Here is a 21339-nt window from a genome sequence, read left to right as displayed (position 1 = left end):
AAGCCGCGGTCGCCGCGGCGAGGATCCGCGCGATGCCGAACGAAAATCCAATCAGCGACGTTACCGACGGCACTGCGGCCGGCGCCCCGAACGATATCCGCGGCGTGTTGATCCAGGTCGGCGGCGCGCGGCTGTTGCTGCCCAACGCGACCATCGCCGAGGTGTTGTCGTATGCGCCGCCGGCGCCGATCGCGCACGCGCCGCGCTGGTTGCTCGGCGAGATCCGCTGGCGCGGTTGGACCTTGCCGCTGGTCGCATTCGGCGAACTCTCCGGCCTGGCCCGCGAACCCGGCGGCCTGGGCAGCAAGGTGGTCGTGCTCAAGGCGCTCAGCGCCGCTTCGCGCCTGCCGTATTTCGCGCTGCTGACCCAGGGTTTCCCGCGCCTGGTCACGGTGGCCGCCGACAGCCTGACCCTGGAAGGCCGCGAAGGCGACGTGCTGCCGCACGGCGTGCAAGCGCGGGTGAAACTCAACGACGACGCGGCCTTGCTGCCCGACCTGGAAGCGGTCGAGGCGATGATCGGCGAAGCGCTCGCGCAAGCGGCGTGAGTTCGGCGCCCGCGTCCGCGCCGGCCGCGGCGGTCAAGACCGCATCCAAGCGTTACCCCTCGGTCGACGCGCTGCGCGGGCTCACCGTCGCGGCGATGCTGTTGGTCAACGACCCGGGCGACTGGAGCCACGTCTACGCGCCGCTGCTGCATTCGCAGTGGAACGGCTTCACCCCGACCGATCTGGTCTTTCCGATGTTCCTGTTCATCGTCGGCGTGTCGATCGCGCTGGCGATGATGCCGCGGCGCGAGAGCGGCGTGCCCGCCGCCGAGCTGCTGCGCCCGGCGCTGTGGCGCGCGCTGCGCATCGTCGGCCTGGGTCTGTTGCTGCACCTGATCGCGATGTGGGTGCGCGATAGCGACTACCTGCGTGTGCCGGGCGTGTTGCAACGCATCGGCCTGTGCTTCGCCGCTGCGGCGGTGTTGGCGTTGTATCTGCCGGCGCGAGCGCAGTGGGCGGCGTTGGCGGCGCTGCTCGCCGGTTACGGCGCGTTGCTGGCCAGCGGCGGCAGCTATGCCCCATTCGAGAACATCGCCAGCCGCTTCGACACCGCCGTGCTCGGCGCGCACGTCTACCAGATCGATCCGATCAGCGGCCGCGGCCACGACCCGGAAGGTTTGCTGTCGGCGCTAGGCGCGCTGGCTACGACCTTGCTGGGATTGCGCGCCGGCGATTGGCTGCGCCGCGGCCAATTGCGCGCGCTGTGGATCGCCGGCCTGTTGTGCCTGATCGCGGGTTGGGCGGTTTCGTACGTGCAGCCGATCAACAAGAACCTGTGGACGCCCGCGTACGTGCTGTGGGCCGGCGGCTGGTCGTGCTGGATCCTCGCGCTGTTCCACCTGCTGGTCGACCGCAAGGGCTGGCCGCCGCTCGGCCGCGCCTTCGGCGTCAACGCGATCGCCGCCTACGCCGGTTCGGCGTTGCTGTTGTATCTGCTGATGGGCATGGGCTGGCTGGAACCGGTCTATCGGCACGGCTTCGCCGACTGGATGACGCCGAGGTTCGGCCCCTACCTGCCGTCGTTGGCGTTCGCGTTGGCGTTCGTCGCGTTGTGGTGGGGCGTGGTGCGCTGGCTCGACGCGCGCCGGATCTATTTCAAGATCTGAGCGTCGGCGCGATCCGGCCTGGCGCCGCGTGCCTTGTTCCTGCTTGCGGGTGGCCTTGTCGGCCCGAGCGCGGACCGCGGTTATGCGATCCGGGCGATCGCGGCCATGGCCGGGCGCTTGCGCAACTCGCGGGAAAATCGCATCCGCATCGCATTTTTCGCCGGTCAGCCGATCGTTACGGCAAAAAAATACGACGCCATTGGTCGTAGACGCATCCGTCTGAACGCCTGCGCGCTCAAATGGCGCGATTCTCATACCGCAGATAGCTGTCGCTTCGCGAGCCAAGGCACACGCGCTCTACGAACCACCGCGTGACCGCAAGGGTTTCGCGAACTCGAAGTGAATAAGCGGCGCGCCGACCCGCGATTTTTCCCGCCTGCACGAGGTTTCCGCACGTCCTGTGCGGACCGAATGCGCGATGAAAGGCAATTGATGCCTTTTGTGCTGGTCCGATGTGTCACCCGTCTTCGCCGCTCTGGACAGGCCCCGGATGAATGGCAATCTCGCCGCCTGCGCGCCGATCCGTTGGCGAGCGCTATCGCATCGAGCCATCGGCGCGGCCGACGCGTCGCGTCGCGGCCGGCCACGCCGAAGCTCGGACGCAATCGCGGCAGCCGCCGTTTTCGCCGATTCCACCGAGGTAGCCTTCGTGCAGAAACGTACCAACATCCTCCGCAAGTACTCGAGCCTGTTCGCTGCGGTATTCGTGTTCCTGCTGATATCGGCGGGGCTGATCTACGCGTCGCTGTATCAATCCAACCGCTATGCGCAAGCCTCGATGGCGCAGGATCTGTCCGGTTACGCCCGCGCCAACACCCAGTTGGTGTTGCGGCATCTGTTCGAAATCGACCGCGCGCAACGGCAGGGGCAAATGACCCAGCCGGAGAAGCGCAAGTCCCTGCGCGAACGCAGCGAGCTGATCGGTCGCGCATTCCAGGTCTTGCGCGAGGGCGGCAAGGTGCCCGGCCAGGAGAACGTCTACGACGACTACATCGCCGTGGACAGCCCGGAGCGGCGCAAGCAGAACGAACGTCTGCAAACCCTGTGGACCCCCTACGCGCAGTTGCTCAAGCCGATCAACGCGCCCGGCGAACCCAGCCCGGCCGCGCTCGCGGCCGCGCTGGATTACGCCGAAAAGCACAACACCGAGATCCTCGACATCTTGAGCGCAATGCTCAACGAGGCGATGGCCGACGCGGGCAAGGGCATCGTCCAGTTGGCCCGCGCGCAGATGATCGGCGGCGCCTTGATCCTGCTGAACTTCATCTTCCTGGTGGTGTTCGCGTTGCGGCGCCTGGTCGCCGGCGACCGCGCGGTCGAGCAGTCGAACAAGCAGACCGACGACATCCTGCACACCGTGCGCGAAGGCTTGTTCCTGGTGACGCCGGATCTGGGAATCGGCGAGCGCATGTCGCGCTCGTTGCCGCAGATCATGCAGCGCAAAATCGATCCGGGCATGAACCTGATCGAAGTGCTGCGCACGATGGTGACGCCGCAGACCCTGGAGGCCACCCGCGACTATCTGGGCTTGCTGTTCGGAAAACGAGTCAAGGAAAACCTGGTCGCCAGCCTCAACCCGCTTTCGGAAGTGCCGGTGGCGGGCGGCAGCGACGGCCGCGGGCAGCCGCAATCGCGCTATCTGAATTTCCAGTTCAATCGCGTCCAGCAAAGCGAAGACACGGTCTACTTGTTGGTCACCGTGTCCGACGCCTCCGAGCGCGTGCGTCTGACCAACGAGATCGCCGCCGCCAAGACCCGCACCCGCGAGGAAATGGAAGCGCTGCTGCGGGTGCTCAGCCGCGAATCCAGCGAGGTGCGGTTCTTTCTGCACCGGGTCGGCGCGGTGCTGGAACGGATCAACGACGACCTGCGCCAGGCCGCCGCGCGCCGCACCGGCACCGACTACAGCGAGCTGGTCAATGCGATCTTCCGCGACGTCCATTCGCTCAAGAGCGAGGCGGCGGCGCTGAATCTGGAAATGGTCGAGGCGCTGGCGCACAACTTCGAGCTGGATCTGATCCATTTGCGCGACCGCGGCAGCGTCGAGGGCGGCGACATGGTCAAGATGACGGTGCATCTGGACGATATGTTCGAGTGCGTGGCCACCATTCGCGACTTCCTCGACCGCATTTCCGGCAGCCGCGACGCGTCCGCGCCGGCGCCGAGCGCGGCCTCGGCTTCGCAGCGCGCGGTGGAAGGTTGGGGCGCGCTGGCCGAGCGCATCGCTCGCGAGCAGGGCAAACAGGTGAGCCTGGACATGCAGTTGCAGGCCTTCGACCGGCTGCCCGGCGAGACCTTGAACGCGCTGCGCACGGTCGGTCTGCAATTGCTGCGCAACTCGGTGGTGCACGGGATCGAGCCGGCGGCGGAGCGTCTGGCGATCGCCAAGCCGGCGGTCGGCACGATCAGTTTCCGCGCCGAGGACGTGGGCAGCCGCCAGATCGAACTGGTGGTGCGCGACGACGGCCGCGGAATCGACGCCCGCAGAGTGCGCGCGGCGCTGGCCGCATCGGGTCGCTACCCGCCCGATCAGGTCCAGGCATTCAGCGATCGCGAAGCGATCATGAAGATCTTCGAGCCCGGCGTGTCCACCGCCGAAAGCGGCGATCGCGATGCCGGCCACGGTGTCGGCATGGACTTGGTGATGAAACAGGTGCGCTCGATGTCGGGAACGATTTCCCTGGCGACCAAAGTCGGCGCCTACACCGAATTCCGCATCCGCCTGCCGGTGGCCGAACCGCAGCCCGCGGCCGCTTCGTCCGCGCCGGCGGATTCGGGCGACTTCCAACTGACCTTCTGATCGATCTTACCCAGGGCTTACGATGAAGTTACTGATAGTCGACGATTCCAACGTGATTCGTCAGCGCATCGCGCGACTGGCCGGCGATGCGCGGCTGCCCGACCTGGAGATAGTCGGTCAGGCCCGCAACGGCGCCGAGGCCTTGAGCTTGTTCGTCCGCCATCGGCCCAACGTGGTGACGATGGATCTGACCATGCCCGAACTGGGCGGGGTCGAATGCACCGAGCAGATCGCCGCCATCGACGAGAACGTGAACATCCTCGTCGTCTCCGCCCTGAGCGACAAAACCACCGCGATCAGCGCGCTCAAGAAGGGCGCGCGCGGCTTTCTCTACAAACCCTTCACCGACGACCAACTGGTCGAAGCGCTACTGGAGATGCTGCCGTAATGAGCGACCTCAACGAAACCGAGATCAAGGTCTTCATCGACGCGGTGACCAATTACTTCAACCAGCTCACCCAGGAAGCGGCCAGCGTGCGCGGCGCGTTCCTCGACGACAACAGCGGCACGGTGCCGGTGTTCGACTACAGCGGGCAGATCGCGATCAGCGGCCAGTTCCGCGGCACCATCACCGTGTCGGCGCCGCGGGCGATGATTCGCCATCTGCTGTTGGCGCTGAACGAGACCGATCAGTCCGACGCCAATTTGCGCGACACCGTCGGCGAACTGGCCAACACCCTGGCCGGCAACGCGCGCAAGCACTTCGGCGGCGACATGGAAATATCGGTGCCCAAGACCGCGGCCGGGGCGATCGGCAATTCCGGCTCGCGCAAGCGGCCGTACGTGATCATGGTCAGTTGGAAAACCTACAGCGCCTCGCTGGTGGTGGACATCGAGCGACTGGACTGAAGTCCCCGCGGGCGGTCCCGGCGAGGGCGGGTCGTCTTCGTCGCGACGCCGCCAGCCGCGCCGGCGGACCGGGGCGACGTCCGCACGAGGCCGTCTTTCGCGATTGATACAGGTACGGCAAGCGCCGGCGCATCGCGGGGGCGTTGTGCTGTAGCTGGGGCGTGGGCGATCGCCACGCCTGGCGCGCCGGTTCGAAGCGATGGCGCGCGGCGGGCCGCTGTCGAGGGTGCGATCGGTCTTGGCGGTCGGGAGGGGACATGTTGGATGCGGTGGCGACGGCGCGGCACAGATACCTGGGATTGTTCGGCGCGATCGTCGCGGTGGTGGTGTGCGTGGCGATACTCAGCGCCGCGGCGGCGCTGCTGGCCACGCAAACCGCCGGCGATGCCGAGCCGGGCCGATTCGCCCAGCGCGGCTTGTGGATCGTAGTGATCGGCGCGGGGCTCTCGCTGTGTCTGGCGATCGTCTATGCGATCGCCGACCCGCTGCGGCGTCTGCGCGCCGAAGACCAGGCCCAGGCGGCGTGGCGTTCGCGTGCCGAAGACGTGCTGCGTTCGATGCCCGACGGGTTGTTCCTGATCGATGCCAACTTCATCGTTCGCGACCCGGTGTCCCCGGCCTTGCTGCGGGTGATGCAGCGCAAGCTGTGGCCGGGCATGGACCTGATTGAAGTGCTGCGGCCGATGTTGCCGGTCGAAACCTTGGCCGAGCTGCGCAGCTATTTGCGGCTGCTGTTCGGCGAGGCCGGCCGCGAGCGGGTTGCGACGCTGCGCAACCCCTTGGCCGAAGTCGTGTTTCCCGGCCCGCCTTCGCGGCAAATCCAATTGAGTTTCCGGTTCGAACGGATCGAGCGCGATGGCGCCGCCGAGTACCTGCTGGTGGCGGTCGCCGACATCGGCGAGCGCCTGCGTCTGAGCCGGGAACTGGCCGGCGCGAAGCTGCGCTTGCGCGCTCAGATCCAGGGCGTGGTGCGGGCGCTCGGCCGCGACGACGCGCAGATCCGTGCCAGTCTGGATCGCGCCGCGGCGGTGCTGGAGCGGGTCCGCGTCCGCTTGCAGCGTCTGGCCGCCGCCAGCGGCGCGGACGAACGCGACGGTTCATATCGCGCGCTGCTGGTCGACGCGCGCTTGCTCAAGTGCGAGGCCGGCGAGATCGATCTGGACTTGATCGAGACGCCCGCGCATTGCCTGGAGCTGGATCTGGCCGAACTGAGCGAACAGGCCGATTACCGGTTCGAGGATGGGCAGCGCTTGGCCGCGCATGTCGAGCATCTGGCCGAGCGGATCGGCACGATGCGCGAGTTGTTGGCGCAACTGGAAATCAGAGTGCGTGGTGCGAACGGGGCCGGTGCTCGCAAGCTGGCCGATGGCGGCGAACGGACGGGGTCGGTTGCGCCGACGTCGTCTACTTCCGCACCGGTGTCGAAGGACTCCGCGCCGAGTCTCCCGCCGCTTCAGCCTGCTGCCCATCAGGCCGCGAGCCGCGCGACCGACCGCCCAAGCCCAGCCAGTGCGCCCGCGGGACTAGCGGGCGTGCCGCTGTCGATCAGGCCGGTTCCGGTGTTGCCCGAGCCGATCCGGCGCGCGCCGATCGAACCGGTTCTGCGCAAACCGGCGGCGCCGACGCCGAATGCGTTCGCAAGCGGCGTTGCGGATGCGGCAGCGACCTCGGCCACACCGCCGGCGGCAGCGGCCGGACGCGATGCGGATGCGGGCGCTGCGCATGGCGCCGACCCGCGGCGGCCGGACCACGATGAGCCTGCAAACTCGACGGGCTTCCTGGCGCGCATGCAATCGCGCAAGGCGGAGTTGTCGGAGCGAGCGCCGCCCGCGTCCGCGCGGACCGTGGCGGAGCATTCGGGCGGGGCGATGAATTCGAATGCGAACGCGGCGATCGGCAACGCGCGCGACGTCTCAAGACCCGCGGCCCCGAGCGAGGGTCCGGCTCGGGTCGAATCGAACAAGGCCGGCACTAGCCATGCCGCCACGCGCGCGGTAGCGAGGCAGAACGATAGCGCGGTCGCGCGAAAGCCCGACCAGCCCGGTCCGACGCGCGGCGCTCCGCCGGCATCGGTGCCCTGGGGCTATCCGTCGACGATAGCCGCGTCCCCGCCTGTCGAATCGAATTCCAGCAAGGCGCCGCGGACCCAAGTTCAGCCGGAGATCGCGACGGCCGACGCAGCGTCGCCGGAGCGCGATGCCATGCCGTCGTCGTCGACGCCTGGCGCCGCCAGCGCCAGTCCTGGCTCGTTCGAACTGGAAGCCGCGGATTCGTTCGGCCTGACGCCGCTATTGGCGCTGTCCGGCGGCGATACGGCGTTGACCCCGGCCAAGGCGGCGTTCGTCGATTGGGCCGCGCACGCACGGCGTCTGGCCGGTCAGCAGGGCAAGGCGGTGCGGGTGGAAGCGGAGTTGGATTTGTTCGCGCAGTTGCCCGAGTCGAGCACCCGGATACTGCGCGAAGTCGGGCTGGAGCTGGTCGTCAACGCGGTGGTCCATGGCATCGAATCGATGTCGATGCGGCGGCGGGTCGGCAAGGATCCGATCGGCTCGGTCCGGCTGAGCTTGAGCCGCGATGAGTCCGGGTTATGGCAGTTCAGCGTGCGCGACGACGGCCGCGGCATCAACCAAGTGCGCTTGCGCACCGCGTTGTTGCGCGAGGGACGCTACCGCAGCGATGAAGTCGGGCGCATGAGCGAGCGCGAGACGATCCTGAAAGTGTTCGAGTCCGGCGTCAGCACCGCGGTGGCCGACGACGGCAACAGCGGCCGCGGGCTGGGTCTGAGCGCGGTGATGGAACAGCTTCAGGTGTTGAACGCGCGGATGTCGTTGGCGACCTCGCCCGGCAAATCGACCGAGTTCCGAATGCGTTGGAACTAGGCCCGGGCGCTGCGCCGCCGGCGTTCAGGCCAGATCGCCGAAACGCGCCTGCAACGCGGCGATCGCCGCCAGACCCGCGGTTTCGGTGCGCAGAATCCGCGGGCCCAGGCGCAGGCCTTGGAAACCGGCCTCGTGCAATTGCTGGCGGTCCAGCGGCGACCAGCCGCCCTCCGGGCCGATCGCCAACAGCACCGGCGTGCCGGCGTCGGCGGCGAGGGTGGAGAACGCCAGCTCGCCGTCCGGATCCAGGATCAGGCGCAAGCCGCCTGCCGGCAACCCGGCCAATGCCGCGGCCAGCGACAGCGGCGCGGCGACCTCGGGCACGCGCGCGCGGCCGCTCTGCTCGCAGGCCGAGGCGACCACGCTGCGCCAATGCGCCAGACGTTTTTGCGCGCGCGCCTCATCGAGTTTGACCTCGCTGCGCTGCGACCACAGCGGATGCACCGCGCTCACTCCGAGTTCGGTGGCCTTCTGCAGGATCAAATCCATCTTCTCGCCGCGCGCCACGCCTTGCAGCAGCACCAGACGCAGCGGCGATTCGCGGGCGACGTCTTGCGCGGAGTCGATCCGCACCCGCGCTTCGCGCTTGCTCACCGCGCTGATCTTGCCGTGGTAGTCGCGGCCGTCGCCGTTGAACAGCACGCAGGCGTCGCCGACTTCGTGGCGCAGCACCCGGGTGAGATGGGTGGCCGGGCCTTCCGGCAAAACGATCTCGGCGCCGGGCGCCAGATCGGCGTCGACATGGACTCGGGTCAGGCGCATGCGTCGGCCTCCTGCACGGCGTGGTCGATCGCCGCGCGGGTGGTCGCGGCGAGCAGTTGCAAGGCTTCTTCGTCGACGCAGTAGGGCGGTATCCAATACAGGATATCGCCGAGCGGACGCAGCAAGACGCCGCGTTCGAGCGCGGCGCGGTACGCGCGCAGGCCGATCCGCGCGGCCGGATCGAACGGGGTGCGCTTGTCGCCGCCGCGGGTGAGTTCGAAGGCGACGATCATTCCGGCCTGACGCACGTCGGCGACGTGCTGGTGGCCGACGAAGGCCGCGGCGAGTTCGCCCATGCGCGCGGAGGTGGCGCGGTTGCGCGCGATCACGTCGTCGTCGCGGAAAATGTTCAACGTGGCCAGCGCCGCCGCGCACGCCAGCGGGTTGCCGGAATAGCTGTGCGAATGCAGGAAGGCGCGTTCGCGCGAATCGTCGAGGAAGCCGTCGTAGATGTCCTGCGTGGTCAGCACCGCCGCCAGCGGCAACGAGCCGCCGGTCAGGCCCTTGGACAGGCACAGCAGATCGGGCATGACCCCGGATTGTTCGCTCGCGAACATCGTGCCGGTGCGGCCGAAGCCCACCGCGATTTCGTCGGCGATCAGCAGCACGCCGTGCGCGTCGCACAGTTCGCGCGCCAGCTTGAGATACAGCGGGTCGTGCATGCGCATGCCGCCGGCGCATTGCACCCGCGGCTCCAGAATCAGCGCGCAGACTTCATCGGCATGGCGTTCGAGCAGATCGCGCAAAACCTCGGCGGCGCGGCGGGCGTGATCGGCCGGGCTTTCGCCGGGTTCGCACAGGTAGGCGTCGGGCGAGGGCGCGAAGATCGATTCGATCAGCAGCGGCGCATACACCCGCCGATACAGCGGGATATCGCCGACCGCCATCGCGCCGAGGGTTTCGCCGTGGTAGCCGTTTTCCAGGGCGATGAACTTGTTGCGGCCTTCGATGCCGCGGTTGCGGAACCAGTGGAACGCCATCTTCAGCGCGACCTCGACCCCGGCCGAGCCATTGTCGGCGTAGAACACCTTGCTCAGCGGCGCGCGCCCGTCCTGGCGCGGCGCCACCGCCAGCAGGCGCTCGGCCAGTTCGACCGCGGGCGGGTGCGAACAACCGGCCAGGATCACGTGTTCCAGGGTCAGCGCCTGGGTCGCGATGGCCTGGGCGATGCGCGGTTCGGCGTGGCCGAAAATATTGGTCCACCAACTGGAAATCGCATCCAGGTAGCGGCGGCCGTCGTGGCCGATCAGCCACGGGCCGCGGCCGCTGGCGACCGGCAGCAGCGGCAGGGTGTGAGGGTGCTCGCGCATTTGCGTGCAGGGGTGCCAGAGCACCTTCAAGTCGCGTTCGCGCCAGGAGTCCGCCGCGGCGCTGCCCGGCTCTGTTAGCATCTGATGGTCGTGAGTGATCTCTCGCATCCCCCTATTATCGTGCCTTTCCGCTCCTTGCTCATGCCCGGATCGCCCAGGCTCGGACCGCATGCGTTCGGGCCGTTTATGTTTGGTTCGCCGGTCCGCGGGGCGGCGCCATGAGCCGGCGGCTGCCGATCATCCACAGCGTCACCGAGCACGAAGCCGGTCCGTACCGGATGGAACTGCTCGACCTGGAATTCGCCAACGGCGAGCGCCGCCGCTACGAGCGCCTGCACGGCCGCAACCGTGCCGCCGGCCCGGGCGCGGTGATCGTGGTGCCGATGCTCGATGCCGACACCGTGCTGCTGGTGCGCGAATACGCCGCCGGGGTGCACCGCTACGAGCTGGGCCTGGTCAAGGGGCGGATCGACGCGGGCGAGGATGCGATCGAGGCGGCCAATCGCGAGCTCAAGGAGGAGGCCGGTTACGGCGCCCGCTCGCTGACCGTGCTGCGCTCGCTGACCCTGGCGCCCACCTACATGAGCCATCAGGCGCATCTGGTGCTGGCGCGCGACCTGTATCCCGAGCGTCTGCCCGGCGATGAGCCGGAAGAGCTGGAAGTGGTGCCGTTCAAGCTCGACGATCTGCACCAGCTGATCCTGCGCGAGGATTTCTCCGAAGGCCGCAGCATCGCCGCGCTGTTCATCGCCCGCGAATGGCTGCGCAACGGCGAGCCCGCGCCGCCGCCGGCGGGCGCGGTCGACGCGCCGTTGCCGCCATGAGTCTGGTGCAAGGTTTGCAAGACCGCGCGTTGACCGAAGGCGCGATCGAGATCGCGCGCGCCGCGGCCGCGGCCATCCTGCAGGTTTACGACGGCGAGTTCGAAGTCGAACGCAAGGCCGATGCCTCGCCGGTGACCGCGGCCGATCTGGCCGCGCACCATGTGATCCTCGACGGGTTGGCGCGGCTGACCCCCGATATCCCGGTGTTGTCGGAAGAATCCGCCGATGAAGTCGGCACCCGGCAGCGCCGGCAATGGTCGCGCTTGTGGCTGGTCGATCCGCTCGACGGCACCCGCGAATTCGTCAAGCGCAACGGCGAGTTCTCGGTCAATCTGGCTTTGATCGAAGACGGCGTGGCGGTGTTCGGTCTGGTGTTGGCGCCGGTCGGCGGCGCGTTGTGGCACGGCCAGCGCGGTGGCGCGGCCTATCGCCGCGACGGCGACGCGGAAACCCGGATCCAGGCGCAGGTGCCGCCTGCCCAGCCGATGCGGGTGGCCGCCAGCCGCTCGCATCACAGCCAGCGCAGCGACGACTTCATGGTCCGCGCCCATCGCCAGGCGGCCGGCGGCATCCGCATGGTCAGTCTGGGTTCGTCGTTGAAGTTCTGCCGCATCGCCGAAGGCGCGCTGGATCTGTATCCGCGCTTCGGCCCGACCAGCGAATGGGACACCGCGGCCGGCCAGTGCGTGCTGGAGGCGGCCGGCGGCGCGGTGCTGGACCCGCAGGGCCGGCCGTTCCGTTACAACCAACGCGATCATCTGCTCAACGGCGATTTCATCGCCCTGGGCGATCGCGGACTGCCGTGGAAGGAGTGGCGCGATGGCTGAGGTATTGAATCTGCCGCCGGGCATCGCCGGCCTGATCGAGATCATGGCCCGGCTGCGCGACCGCGAACGCGGGTGCCCGTGGGACATCGAACAAACCTTCGCCACGATCGCGCCGTACACGATCGAGGAAGCCTACGAAGTCGCCGATGCGATCGATCGCCAGGATCTGACCGCGCTCAAGGACGAACTCGGCGATCTGCTGTTGCAGGTGGTGTTCCATGCGCGGATGGCGCAGGAACAGAACGAATTCGGGTTCGATGACGTGGTCGGGGCGATCAGCGACAAGATGCTGCGCCGCCACCCGCATGTGTTCGGCGACGCCAGCGTCGAGGACGCCGATGCGCAGACCGCGGCCTGGGAAGAACTCAAGCGGCGCGAACGCGAAGCCTCGGGCGAGGCCGACACTTCGGCCCTGGCCGGGATCGCCCGCGGTTTGCCGGAATGGCAGCGTGCGGTGAAGCTGCAAAAGCGCGCGGCCACGGTCGGTTTCGACTGGCCCGACGCGACGCCGGTGATCGCCAAGCTGCACGAGGAAATCGATGAGGTCCGCGCCGAATTCGATGCGGTCGCCGCCGCCCCCGACGATGCCGCCGCGCGCGACCGGTTGGAGGACGAAATCGGCGATGTGCTGTTCGTCTGCGCCAATCTGGCCCGTCACGCCAAGGTCGATGTCGGCAGCGCCTTGCGCCGGGCCAATCTGAAGTTCGAACGGCGGTTCCGCGCGATGGAGTTGCTGGCCGCGCAAGACGGGCTGGCGCTGGCCGAGGTGCCGCTGGACGGGCAGGACGCGTATTGGAACCAGGCCAAGCGCAACGAACGCGGCGAGTGATCGCATAGCGTCCGGGCGTCGCGCGACGGCGTTCGCGGCGGCTGGCTTCAGCGAACATCGCCGCGCAACGGCCTCGCATCTCGCCGACCGACCCTTCACCGCCGGGAGCCCGTCGTGCTCAAGACTTCGCTGTTGTTCGTGCTGACCGCCGTGGCCGAAATCGTCGGCTGCTATCTGCCTTATCTCTGGCTGCGCAAGGGCGGCAGCATCTGGCTGCTGCTGCCCGCGGCCGCCAGCCTGGCCTTGTTCGCGTGGTTGTTGACCTTGCATCCGACCGCCTCGGGCCGGGTCTATGCGGCTTACGGCGGCGTCTACATCACCGTGGCGATCTTCTGGCTGTGGTGGGTCGACGCGGTGACGCCGACCCGCTGGGATCTGCTCGGCGCCGGGCTGTGTCTGGCCGGAATGGCGGTGATCATGTTTTCGCCGCGGGCGGCCGTCTGAACCCGCGCTTGTGCCGGTGCGGGAGCTGATGGAGGATGCCCGCATTCTCGGAAAGGACACCGAACATGACGATGCGTGCGATCCATCTTGCGGGCCCGCTGTTGTGGCTTGCGTTGGCGGTCACCGCCGGGTGCGGAGGCGATGCGCCTACCGCGTCCTCGCTCGCGCCGGTGCCTGAGCCGAAGCCGGCCGCCGATTTCGTCGTCGTGGTCGGCGAGCGCTTGTCGCTGGAGTCGGTCAGGGACGATAAATCCTTGGACCTGCGCTACAAGGCCCGTTACCGGGTCGAGCAACTCATCCACGGTCGCCACGCCGATCCGACCATCGAATTCGAGCTCTACCGGCACACGGACGAACCGGAGCTGTCGGGTTTCCCGCATGCGCTGCTGTTTCTGCGGCGCGACGGCGATCGCTGGCTGGAAGCGCTGCACTATCCGGTGTTTCGTGCGCGCCAGGGCGGCTGGGCCGGCTGCGCGCCGCGCACCCAGTACGACGCCAAACGGCGCGCGGGCCGGGCCGATGCGCGGCCGGACGTGTTCGCCGAGCAAGCGAGCTTCACTGAGACGCGGATCTGGGCGCGTTCGGCCGAGCCGGTCGTCAGCGACGACTTCCGTCTTCACGGCGACCAGGTGACCTGCCTGACCGGCACCCCGGTGCAAGCCTTGTACGAAGCGAACAAGGACGCGCTGCAATCGCCCGAGCCGTCGCCCGCGCCGTCCGGCGGCGAAGTCGAAGCGCCGGTGGTGCCTGTGGTGCCGGTAGCGCCGCCCGCGGCCTGATCCGACTGTGACGGCTCGGCCCGCCGACTGTCGCGTCGGCGACACTCCAGCGATAGCGCTCGCGGTATGGTGGCCAGCGCAGCCAGGCAAACTCCGGCGCGCCGCCGGAGCCAGGAGACGGACATGAGCAACCGCTTCGCCAGTTTTCGCGAGTTCTATCCGTTCTATCTGAGCGAACACAGCAACCGCACCAGCCGACGGCTGCACTTCATCGGCAGTTGCGGCGTGCTGGCCTTGTTCGCGCTGGCGGTGTTGCAGGCGCGGCCGTGGCTGTTGCTGGCGGCGCTGCTGTGCGGTTACGGCTTCGCCTGGGTCGGGCATTTTTTCTTCGAGAAGAACCGGCCGGCGACGTTCAAATATCCGTTCTATTCCTTCGCCGGCGATTGGGTGATGTTCAAGGACATCCTGACCGGCAAGATCAAGTTCTGAACGTGCCGGCCTGGCTGCCATCGATCCGGGCGCTGGCCGTGGCCGTCGTCTTGGCCGGTTCATCGCTGTCGGCGTCCGCGAGCGTGGCGCTCGGCCCAGGCCCCGATCTGCCGATGCGGCGCTCGGCCTGGCTCGACCAAGCCATGGACAGCAAGACCTGTCCCATCGTCCGCATCCGTCCGTCCACGCCGACGCCGGCCGAAGGCGATGCGGTGATGGCGACGGTGTGGCGCGCGGACGACGAGGATCGTTCCGATCTGGATACCTGGCCGGCCCTGCATATTTCGCTCCACGGTCGCCCGTTGGTGTTGCGCCGTGACAATGGCCGGTCCGCGGTGCAGGCGATGAGCTTGCGCGGCATGGAGTTGAGCTGGGCGGCGCCGGCCGAACGGGTGTCGGCGTATCTGCGTCTGCGGCCGCCCCGGGCTTACATCGAAAACGACGACGGCGGTTGGACGCCGCGTCCGCCCGGACGCGTGCGCGATGAGGACGACGGCAGTACCCGCACGCTGTGGCAAGGGGCGCTGACCGTGCAGGTCGGCGACAACCTGTGGACGGGCGATGTCGAGGTCGAGTCGATCTGCGGGCCCTGATCGGCGATTACGCGCCGCAACCCAAGCCGCGCCTCAATCGAGAAAGATCAACCAAGCCGCCACCACGATCAGCCCGAACCCGGCCCAGTGGTTCCACTTCAGCGGCTCGCCCAGATACCAGGCCGAGAAGCCGGCGAACACCAGCAGGGTGATGACCTCCTGCATGCCCTTGAGCTGCGGCGCCGAATACACCGCGCTGCCCAGCCGGTTTGCCGGCACCTGCAGGCAGTACTCGAACAGGGCGATGCCCCAGCTGACCGCGATGGCCACCGTCAGCGGCGACGACTTGTACTTCAGGTGGCCGTACCAGGCGAAGGTCATGAAGATGTTCGAGCCCAGCAGGAGCAGGATCGGGTACAGGCGGTCGGCAAGCATTCGTTAAGTCCGGAAGGCGTTTTGGCGCTGGAATGGGGCAGCCTAATGCCGGCCTTCACGAGCCGTCCACCTTATCGACGGCAACCTTCACAAAACTGAAGGAGTGGAGGAGGCTGCATGCAGGGTACGAGAGACGGGGGCCTGGTCCTCATCGTCGAAGACAACCGCAATATCTCCGAGATGGTCGGCGAGTACCTGGAAAGCCGCGGCTTCGAGGTCGACTACGCCGCCGATGGCCTCGACGGTTATCGCCTGGCGACCGAGAACAGCTACGACGTGATCGTGCTGGACCTGATGCTGCCGCGCATGGACGGTATCGAGGTCTGCAAGAAGCTGCGCGAAGAAGCCCGCAAGTCCACCCCGGTGCTGATGCTGACCGCGCGCGACACCCTGGATGAGAAGCTCACCGGCCTGAGCGCCGGCGCCGACGACTACCTGACCAAGCCCTTCGCGATCCAGGAACTGGAAGCGCGCCTGCGCGCCCTGATCCGGCGCGAGCGCCGGCAGGTCGGCGGCGAGGTGCTCAAGGTCGCCGATCTGGTGCTCGATCCGGCCAGCCTGCGGGTCACCCGCGGCGGCAGCGAATTGCAGCTTTCGCCGATCGGCCTGCGCCTATTGACCATCCTGATGCGCGAATCGCCGCGAGTGGTCAGCCGTCAGGAAATCGAGCGCGAGATCTGGGGCAACGGTCTGCCCGATTCGGACACCCTGCGCAGCCATCTGTACAACCTGCGCAAGACCATCGATAAGCCGTTCGGCAAACAACTGCTGCACACCGTACAAAGCGCCGGGTATCGCGTGGCGGACATCTCCCAGCCGCCCGACTGACGCCCGCCGACGCCATGCCGCAAGGGTTACCGCGCAAGATCAAGCTTGCGTTCATCCTGCAAGCCTTGATCGGCAGCATCGCCATCACGCTGGGCATTCTCCTGGCGGGCTTGGCGGTGCGTCACGTCGTGCTGGAACAGCGCATGCAGCGCGAGGCCGACGACTACTGGGCCGGCCGCGCGCGCAACCCGAACTACCCGCTGCCGCGCACCTCGACCACCCGCGGCCATTTCGTCCCGGCCGGGGCCAGCGATTCGATCCTGCCCGCGTCGATGCGCGGCGCCGAATCGGGCCTGCACAACCTGCCCGGCGGCGGCCGGGTGGTGCTGGTCGACCGGCGCGAGGGCGGCAGCTTCTACATGGTCTACGCGACCGAGCTGATCGATGAGGCGATCCTGTACACCGGTTTGTTCTCGCTGCTGTTCTCGTTGCTGACCACGTACCTGATTTCCTGGCATACCTACCGGACTTCCAAGCGTCTGGTCTCGCCGGTGAGTTGGCTGGCCAACGTGGTCTCGCAATGGGACCCGCGCGATCCTGACACCAGCCTGATCGAACCGATCAAATTCCCTTACGACCCCGGCAGTGAAGTGCGCCGGTTGTCGAGCGCGCTGAGCGGCCTGGCCGAGCGCGTCAGCGACTTCGTCCAGCGCGAGCGCGATTTCACCCGCGACGCCAGCCACGAACTGCGCACCCCGCTGACCGTGATCCGGGTCGCCACCGATCTGATGCTGGCCGACCCGGACACGCCGCTGCGCGCGCAGCGCTCGCTGCTGCGGGTGCAGCGCGCCGGCCGCGACATGGAAGCGGTGATCGACGCGTTCCTAATCCTGGCGCGCGAATCCGACGTGGAGCCGCAATCGGAAGAATTCGCGGTGCGCGACATCGTCGACAACGAAATGGAGCGGATCCTGCCGCTGCTCAACGGCAAGCCGGTGGAACTGCATCTGTACGACGAAGGCGGCCCGCGCCTGGTCGCGCCGCCGCATGCGCTGGGGGTGATGATCGGCAACCTGCTCAGCAACGCGGTGCGCTTCACCGATCAGGGCCGGATCGACGTGCGCCTGAGCCGCGACAGCATCGAGATCCGCGACACCGGCATCGGCATGTCGGTGGAAACCCTGACCAAGGCGTTCACCCCGTTCTACCGCGCCGATTTCTCCGCCGGCGACGGCAAGGGCATGGGCCTGTCGATCGTGCGCCGGCTCGGCGAACGCTTCGGCTGGCCTGTCACCCTGACCAGCGCGCCGGAGCAGGGCACCACCGCGCTGATCCGTTTCAAGCCCGGCATCCAGGTCGCCGCCGCGACCGCGCCGCTGCCCGCGCCGATCCCGCGCGTGCCCGAGGCCTGAGCCGACGGCGCGCTTGCGCGATCTTGGCGGGCCGATCGGATCCGCGACCCTTTCCCGTCCAGCCGCATCCATCTGCAAGACCGTTATGCCGGATCGGTCGGCAACGCCGCGTTCGCACCGCGGCGGTGAAACTGAACCGTTCGAGCCCGTTGGGAGCGATCTGTCCGCACGGCGTGTCAACCCTGTTCAGCCGTGCGCGTTGGCGCCTGCATAACCTACCGTCCGAGCCCCATGAGCGCAGCCAAGCCGTCTTCGACCGCCCCCAAGTCCCTGCGTCCGCGTAAATCGCCCTGGCCCAAGCGCGCGGTCGTCGCGGTGTTGCTGCTGGCCGCGGCCTGCATCGGCTGGCACTACTACAGCAAGCGCAGCGCCGAGCAGGCGGCCGGCGCCTACCGCACCGCCAAGGTCGAACGCGGCGACATCCGCGTGGCGATCTCGGCCACCGGCGCGCTCTCGGCGATTTCCACCGTCGATGTCGGCAGCCAGATTTCCGGGCAGGTCACCGAGGTGCTGGCCGATTTCAACGATCGGGTCACCAAGGGCCAGGTGATCGCGCGGATCGATCCGAGCACCTATGAGGCGCAGATCGCCCAGGGCACCGCCCAGGTCAACAACGCGCGCGCTTCGCTGGCGACCGCGCAAGCCACCCTGCGCAACGCCGAACTCGACTATCAGCGCAAGAGCGAACTGGTCAAGAACCAGTTGGTCGCGCGCAGCGACGCCGATCTGGCCCGCGCAGCGCGCGATCAGGCCCGCGCGCAACTGGCCGGGGCGGAAGCGCAGATCAACCAACAGATCGCGTCCACCAAGACCTCGCAACTGAATCTGCAACGCACGGTGATCCGCGCGCCGGTCGACGGCGTGGTGCTGACCCGCACGGTCGAACCCGGCCAGACCGTGGCCGCGAGTCTGCAATCGCCGGTGCTGTTCCAGATCGCCGAGGATCTGTCGAAGATGGAAATCGTGCTGGCCATCGACGAGGCCGACATCGGTCAGGTCAAGGCCGGCCAGAGCGTGGACTTCACCGTCGATTCCTTCCCCGACCGCAAATTCCGCGGCAGCGTGCAGCAGGTGCGGCTGTCGGCGACCAACACCAGCAACGTCATCACCTATCCGGTGGTGGTTTCGGTCGACAACCCCGACGGCGTGTTGTTGCCGGGCATGACCGCCAACGCCGAGATCGAAGTCAGCCATCGCGACGACGTGCTGCGGGTCGGCAATGCGGCGCTGCGCTACAAGCCCAACGACGACGATGCGGCCGGCGCCGGCGCTCCGGGCGGCGCCAGCGGCGCGCAACGTGGCGGTCTGGGCAACGATCTGCCGGCGCTGGCCGACAAGCTCAAGCTGGATGCCAATCAGAAGGCGCTGTTCGATACCGCGCTGGCGGAGATGAAGCAACGCACGGCCGCGCGCATGGCCGCGGCGCCGGGCGGCGCCGCGGGCGGTCCGCCCGGTGGCGGCGCGCCGACCATCATCATGGGCGGCCGCGGTCCCGGCGGCGGCAACAATCGCAACAGCAACAACAACCGCAACGGCGGCGCGATGTCGGGCGCGGCGCGCCAGCGCATGCAGGAACGCTTCAACCAGCAGTTCTCCGGCTTCCGCGATGCGCTCAGCCAGGCGCAGCGCAAGCAATGGGACGGCGAGATCGCCGCGCTGGTCAGCGCGCGCCGGGCGCCGTTGTTCAAGCTGGTCGACGGCAAGCCGCAGGCGGTGGTGGTGCGGGTCGGCGTCAGCGACGGCAGCTGGACCGAGGTCTCGGGCAACGTCAAGGAAGGCGACGACATCATCGTCGGCAGCGGGCGCGCGGGCCAATGAATGGCGTTGGCGACAATGCCGCGGGCAAACCCGCGGTGATCCAGACGCACGATCTGGGCAAGGTCTATTCGCCCGGCAGCGAGGCCGAGGTGATCGCCTTGCACGGGGTGGAACTGTCGATCGCGCGCGGCGAATTCGTCGCGATCATGGGGCCGTCGGGTTCGGGCAAGTCCACGCTGATGAATCTGATCGGCTGCCTGGATACGCCGACCTCCGGCGTGTACCTGTGCGACGGCATCGACGTGGCCAGCCTGGACGCTGAGGAGCGCGCGATCCTGCGCCGCGACAAGATCGGTTTCGTGTTCCAGGGCTTCAATCTGCTGCCGCGGATGAGCGCGCTGGAGAACGTGGCGATGCCGATGGGCTACGCCAACGTCCACCGCGGCGAGCGCTTGCAGCGTGCGCAGGCGGCGTTGGAAGCGGTCGGTCTGGGCCAGCGTTCCAATCACCGGCCGAGCGAATTGTCCGGCGGCCAGCAACAGCGCGTGGCGATCGCCCGCGCCTTGATCAACCGCCCGCCGATCCTGCTCGCCGATGAACCCACCGGCGCGCTGGACACCCGCACCGGCGAGGAAATCCTGGCGCTGTTCAAGAGCCTGCAGGCCGACGACCACACCGTGGTGCTGATCACCCACGATCCGGATGTGGCCGCGCACGCGGACCGGACCTTCGTGATGCGCGACGGCGAGTTGCACGAGCAGGAGGCGGGCGCATGAACTTCCTGGAAGTGCTGCGTACCGCGGTGTTCGCTCTGCGCGGCAATTGGTTGCGCAGCGCGCTGACCTCGCTGGGCGTGATCATCGGCATCGCCGCGGTGATCGTGATGGTCTCGGTCGGGCAGGGCACCCAATCGGAAATCGACAAACTGGTTTCGGGCCTGGGTTCCAACCGCCTGGACATCAGCTCCGGCGGCGGTGGCCGCGGCACCGGCGGCGTGCGCTTGAGTTCGTCGAGTTTCTTCACTTTGACCGAGGCCGACGGCGAGTCGATCCGCAGCGAAGTGCCGGAGGTGCAGTACGTCGCCGCGTCCTTGCGCGGCGGCACCCAGGCGGTGTTCGCCGAGAACAACTGGTCGACCCAGTGGCAGGGCGTGCAGGCCGATTTCTTCGACATCAACGGTTGGAGCATCGCCAGCGGTTCGAATTTCGAGACCCGCGATTACGGCAGCGCGGCCAAGTCGGTGATCCTCGGCGAAACCGTGCGCCGCGAGTTGTTCGGCGATGAGGACGCGATCGGCCAGACCATCCGCCTGGGGCGGGTGCCGTTCACCGTGATCGGCACGCTCAAGCCCAAGGGCCAGGGCGGCTTCGGCCAGGACCAGGACGATGTGGTGCTGGTGCCGCTGGAAACCGGGCGCCGCCGTTTGCTCGGCGCGATGGGGTTGCCCAACGGCGCGGTGATGCAGATCGCGGTCGGCGTCGGCCGCGCCGAGGACGTGTCCTACGCGCAGGAGCAAATCGAAGGCCTGCTGCGCCAGCGCCATCGCATCCAGCCCGGCGCCGACGACGACTTCAGCGTGCGCAACATCGCCGAGGTGGTGGCCACGCGCACCCAGACCACCCGGCTGATGTCGCTGCTGCTCGGCGCGGTGGCGACGATTTCGCTGATCGTCGGCGGCATCGGCATCATGAACATCATGTTGGTGTCGGTGACCGAGCGCATCCGCGAGATCGGCCTGCGCATGGCGGTCGGCGCCGGGCCGCGCGACATCCAGCGCCAGTTCCTCGCCGAGGCGATGCTGATCTCGCTGATCGGCGGCGCCTTCGGCATCGCCATCGGCGTGGTCGGCACCATCCTGGTCGGCAAATTCGGCGCCTTGCCGATCGCCTTGAACGGGCAGGTGGTGGCGCTGGCGGCGGGGTTCTCGATCGCGACCGGCTTGTTCTTCGGCTACTACCCGGCGCGCAAGGCCTCCCAGCTCGACCCGATCGAGGCGCTGCGGCAGCAGTAAGCCCGACCGGCGTCCCGCCCGAAGCCCCCTGTAGGA

22 protein-coding genes are annotated in these 21339 nt (G+C 68.0%); 19 read left to right on the top strand and 3 right to left on the bottom strand.

The annotated features are described in order from the left end of the window. Positions 1–32: 32 nt before the first annotated feature. The 7 genes from V7787_RS36725 (at position 33) to V7787_RS36695 (ending at position 8182) form a co-directional block, all read left to right on the top strand. On the top strand, positions 33–548 hold the full coding sequence (locus V7787_RS36725) for a chemotaxis protein CheW (protein ID WP_336092435.1): 516 nt from the start codon (positions 33–35) through the stop codon (positions 546–548). Then, entirely contained in the window at positions 545–1654 is a 1110-nt protein-coding gene (locus V7787_RS36720; protein ID WP_336092433.1) for an acyltransferase family protein, read from the top strand. Before V7787_RS36725 ends, V7787_RS36720 begins: the two co-directional genes overlap by 4 nt. 33 nt (positions 1655–1687) lie before the next feature. Beyond that, on the top strand, positions 1688–1969 hold the full coding sequence (locus V7787_RS36715) for a hypothetical protein (protein WP_336092432.1): 282 nt from the start codon (positions 1688–1690) through the stop codon (positions 1967–1969). Positions 1970–2303: 334 nt separating this feature from the next. Further along, positions 2304–4454: an ATP-binding protein gene (locus tag V7787_RS36710; protein WP_336092429.1), complete on the top strand. Its 2151-nt coding sequence runs from the start codon at positions 2304–2306 to the stop codon at positions 4452–4454. A gap of 22 nt (positions 4455–4476) precedes the next feature. After that, complete coding sequence (locus V7787_RS36705; protein ID WP_336092427.1) at positions 4477–4842, top strand: response regulator; 366 nt, start codon at positions 4477–4479, stop codon at positions 4840–4842. Beyond that, positions 4842–5303: a chemotaxis protein CheX gene (locus tag V7787_RS36700; protein ID WP_336092426.1), complete on the top strand. Its 462-nt coding sequence runs from the start codon at positions 4842–4844 to the stop codon at positions 5301–5303. The genes V7787_RS36705 and V7787_RS36700 overlap by 1 nt, the downstream gene beginning before the upstream one ends. 545 nt (positions 5304–5848) lie before the next feature. Then, positions 5849–8182: an ATP-binding protein gene (locus tag V7787_RS36695; protein ID WP_336092425.1), complete on the top strand. Its 2334-nt coding sequence runs from the start codon at positions 5849–5851 to the stop codon at positions 8180–8182. 24 nt (positions 8183–8206) lie between these two features. On the opposite strand, the gene V7787_RS36690 is transcribed toward V7787_RS36695, so the two are convergent. Together V7787_RS36690 and bioA are read right to left on the bottom strand one after the other, a co-directional pair. Next, positions 8207–8944 (bottom strand): 16S rRNA (uracil(1498)-N(3))-methyltransferase, encoded by a 738-nt coding sequence (locus V7787_RS36690; protein WP_336092423.1) that lies wholly within the window; start codon positions 8942–8944, stop codon positions 8207–8209. After that, complete coding sequence (gene bioA / locus V7787_RS36685; protein WP_336092421.1) at positions 8935–10335, bottom strand: adenosylmethionine--8-amino-7-oxononanoate transaminase; 1401 nt, start codon at positions 10333–10335, stop codon at positions 8935–8937. The genes V7787_RS36690 and bioA overlap by 10 nt, the downstream gene beginning before the upstream one ends. A 137-nt stretch (positions 10336–10472) precedes the next feature. Here bioA and nudE point away from each other — a divergent pair, with 137 nt between their 5' ends. The 7 genes from nudE (at position 10473) to V7787_RS36650 (ending at position 14979) form a co-directional block, all read left to right on the top strand. Beyond that, positions 10473–11078 carry an ADP compounds hydrolase NudE gene (gene nudE, locus V7787_RS36680; protein ID WP_336092419.1) on the top strand — a complete coding sequence of 202 codons (606 nt, stop codon included), beginning with the start codon at positions 10473–10475 and terminating at the stop codon, positions 11076–11078. After that, on the top strand, positions 11075–11905 hold the full coding sequence (gene cysQ / locus V7787_RS36675; protein WP_336092417.1) for a 3'(2'),5'-bisphosphate nucleotidase CysQ: 831 nt from the start codon (positions 11075–11077) through the stop codon (positions 11903–11905). Before nudE ends, cysQ begins: the two co-directional genes overlap by 4 nt. Next, positions 11898–12734 carry a nucleoside triphosphate pyrophosphohydrolase gene (gene mazG / locus V7787_RS36670; RefSeq protein WP_336092416.1) on the top strand — a complete coding sequence of 279 codons (837 nt, stop codon included), beginning with the start codon at positions 11898–11900 and terminating at the stop codon, positions 12732–12734. Before cysQ ends, mazG begins: the two co-directional genes overlap by 8 nt. 114 nt (positions 12735–12848) lie before the next feature. Further along, on the top strand, positions 12849–13178 hold the full coding sequence (locus V7787_RS36665; protein ID WP_336092415.1) for a YnfA family protein: 330 nt from the start codon (positions 12849–12851) through the stop codon (positions 13176–13178). 65 nt (positions 13179–13243) lie between these two features. Beyond that, on the top strand, positions 13244–13957 hold the full coding sequence (locus V7787_RS36660) for a hypothetical protein (RefSeq protein ID WP_336092413.1): 714 nt from the start codon (positions 13244–13246) through the stop codon (positions 13955–13957). Positions 13958–14080: 123 nt separating this feature from the next. Further along, entirely contained in the window at positions 14081–14386 is a 306-nt protein-coding gene (locus V7787_RS36655; RefSeq protein WP_336092412.1) for a DUF962 domain-containing protein, read from the top strand. A gap of 38 nt (positions 14387–14424) precedes the next feature. Further along, the gene (locus V7787_RS36650; RefSeq protein WP_336092410.1) at positions 14425–14979 is read left to right on the top strand and encodes a hypothetical protein; all 555 of its coding nucleotides are present in this window, start codon (positions 14425–14427) and stop codon (positions 14977–14979) included. Positions 14980–15012: 33 nt separating this feature from the next. Here the strand turns inward: V7787_RS36650 and V7787_RS36645 are convergent, their stop codons facing one another. Beyond that, complete coding sequence (locus V7787_RS36645) at positions 15013–15354, bottom strand: DMT family protein (protein ID WP_336092409.1); 342 nt, start codon at positions 15352–15354, stop codon at positions 15013–15015. Between the two features lie 117 nt (positions 15355–15471). Here V7787_RS36645 and V7787_RS36640 point away from each other — a divergent pair, with 117 nt between their 5' ends. From V7787_RS36640 to V7787_RS36620, 5 genes are all read left to right on the top strand, one after another. Continuing rightward, positions 15472–16182: a response regulator transcription factor gene (locus V7787_RS36640; protein WP_036112873.1), complete on the top strand. Its 711-nt coding sequence runs from the start codon at positions 15472–15474 to the stop codon at positions 16180–16182. A 14-nt stretch (positions 16183–16196) separates the two neighbouring features. Next, positions 16197–17534 (top strand): sensor histidine kinase, encoded by a 1338-nt coding sequence (locus V7787_RS36635; RefSeq protein ID WP_336092408.1) that lies wholly within the window; start codon positions 16197–16199, stop codon positions 17532–17534. Between the two features lie 231 nt (positions 17535–17765). Next, positions 17766–19352 (top strand): efflux RND transporter periplasmic adaptor subunit, encoded by a 1587-nt coding sequence (locus V7787_RS36630; RefSeq protein ID WP_336092407.1) that lies wholly within the window; start codon positions 17766–17768, stop codon positions 19350–19352. Continuing rightward, positions 19349–20068 carry an ABC transporter ATP-binding protein gene (locus tag V7787_RS36625; RefSeq protein ID WP_336092405.1) on the top strand — a complete coding sequence of 240 codons (720 nt, stop codon included), beginning with the start codon at positions 19349–19351 and terminating at the stop codon, positions 20066–20068. The genes V7787_RS36630 and V7787_RS36625 overlap by 4 nt, the downstream gene beginning before the upstream one ends. Then, the gene (locus V7787_RS36620; protein WP_336092403.1) at positions 20065–21303 is read left to right on the top strand and encodes an ABC transporter permease; all 1239 of its coding nucleotides are present in this window, start codon (positions 20065–20067) and stop codon (positions 21301–21303) included. Before V7787_RS36625 ends, V7787_RS36620 begins: the two co-directional genes overlap by 4 nt. The last annotated feature ends 36 nt before the right edge of the window (positions 21304–21339 follow it).

The sequence above is a fragment of the Pseudomonas sp. CGJS7 genome, from assembly GCF_036961695.1.
This window is presented reverse-complemented; position numbering and strand designations above follow the sequence as displayed.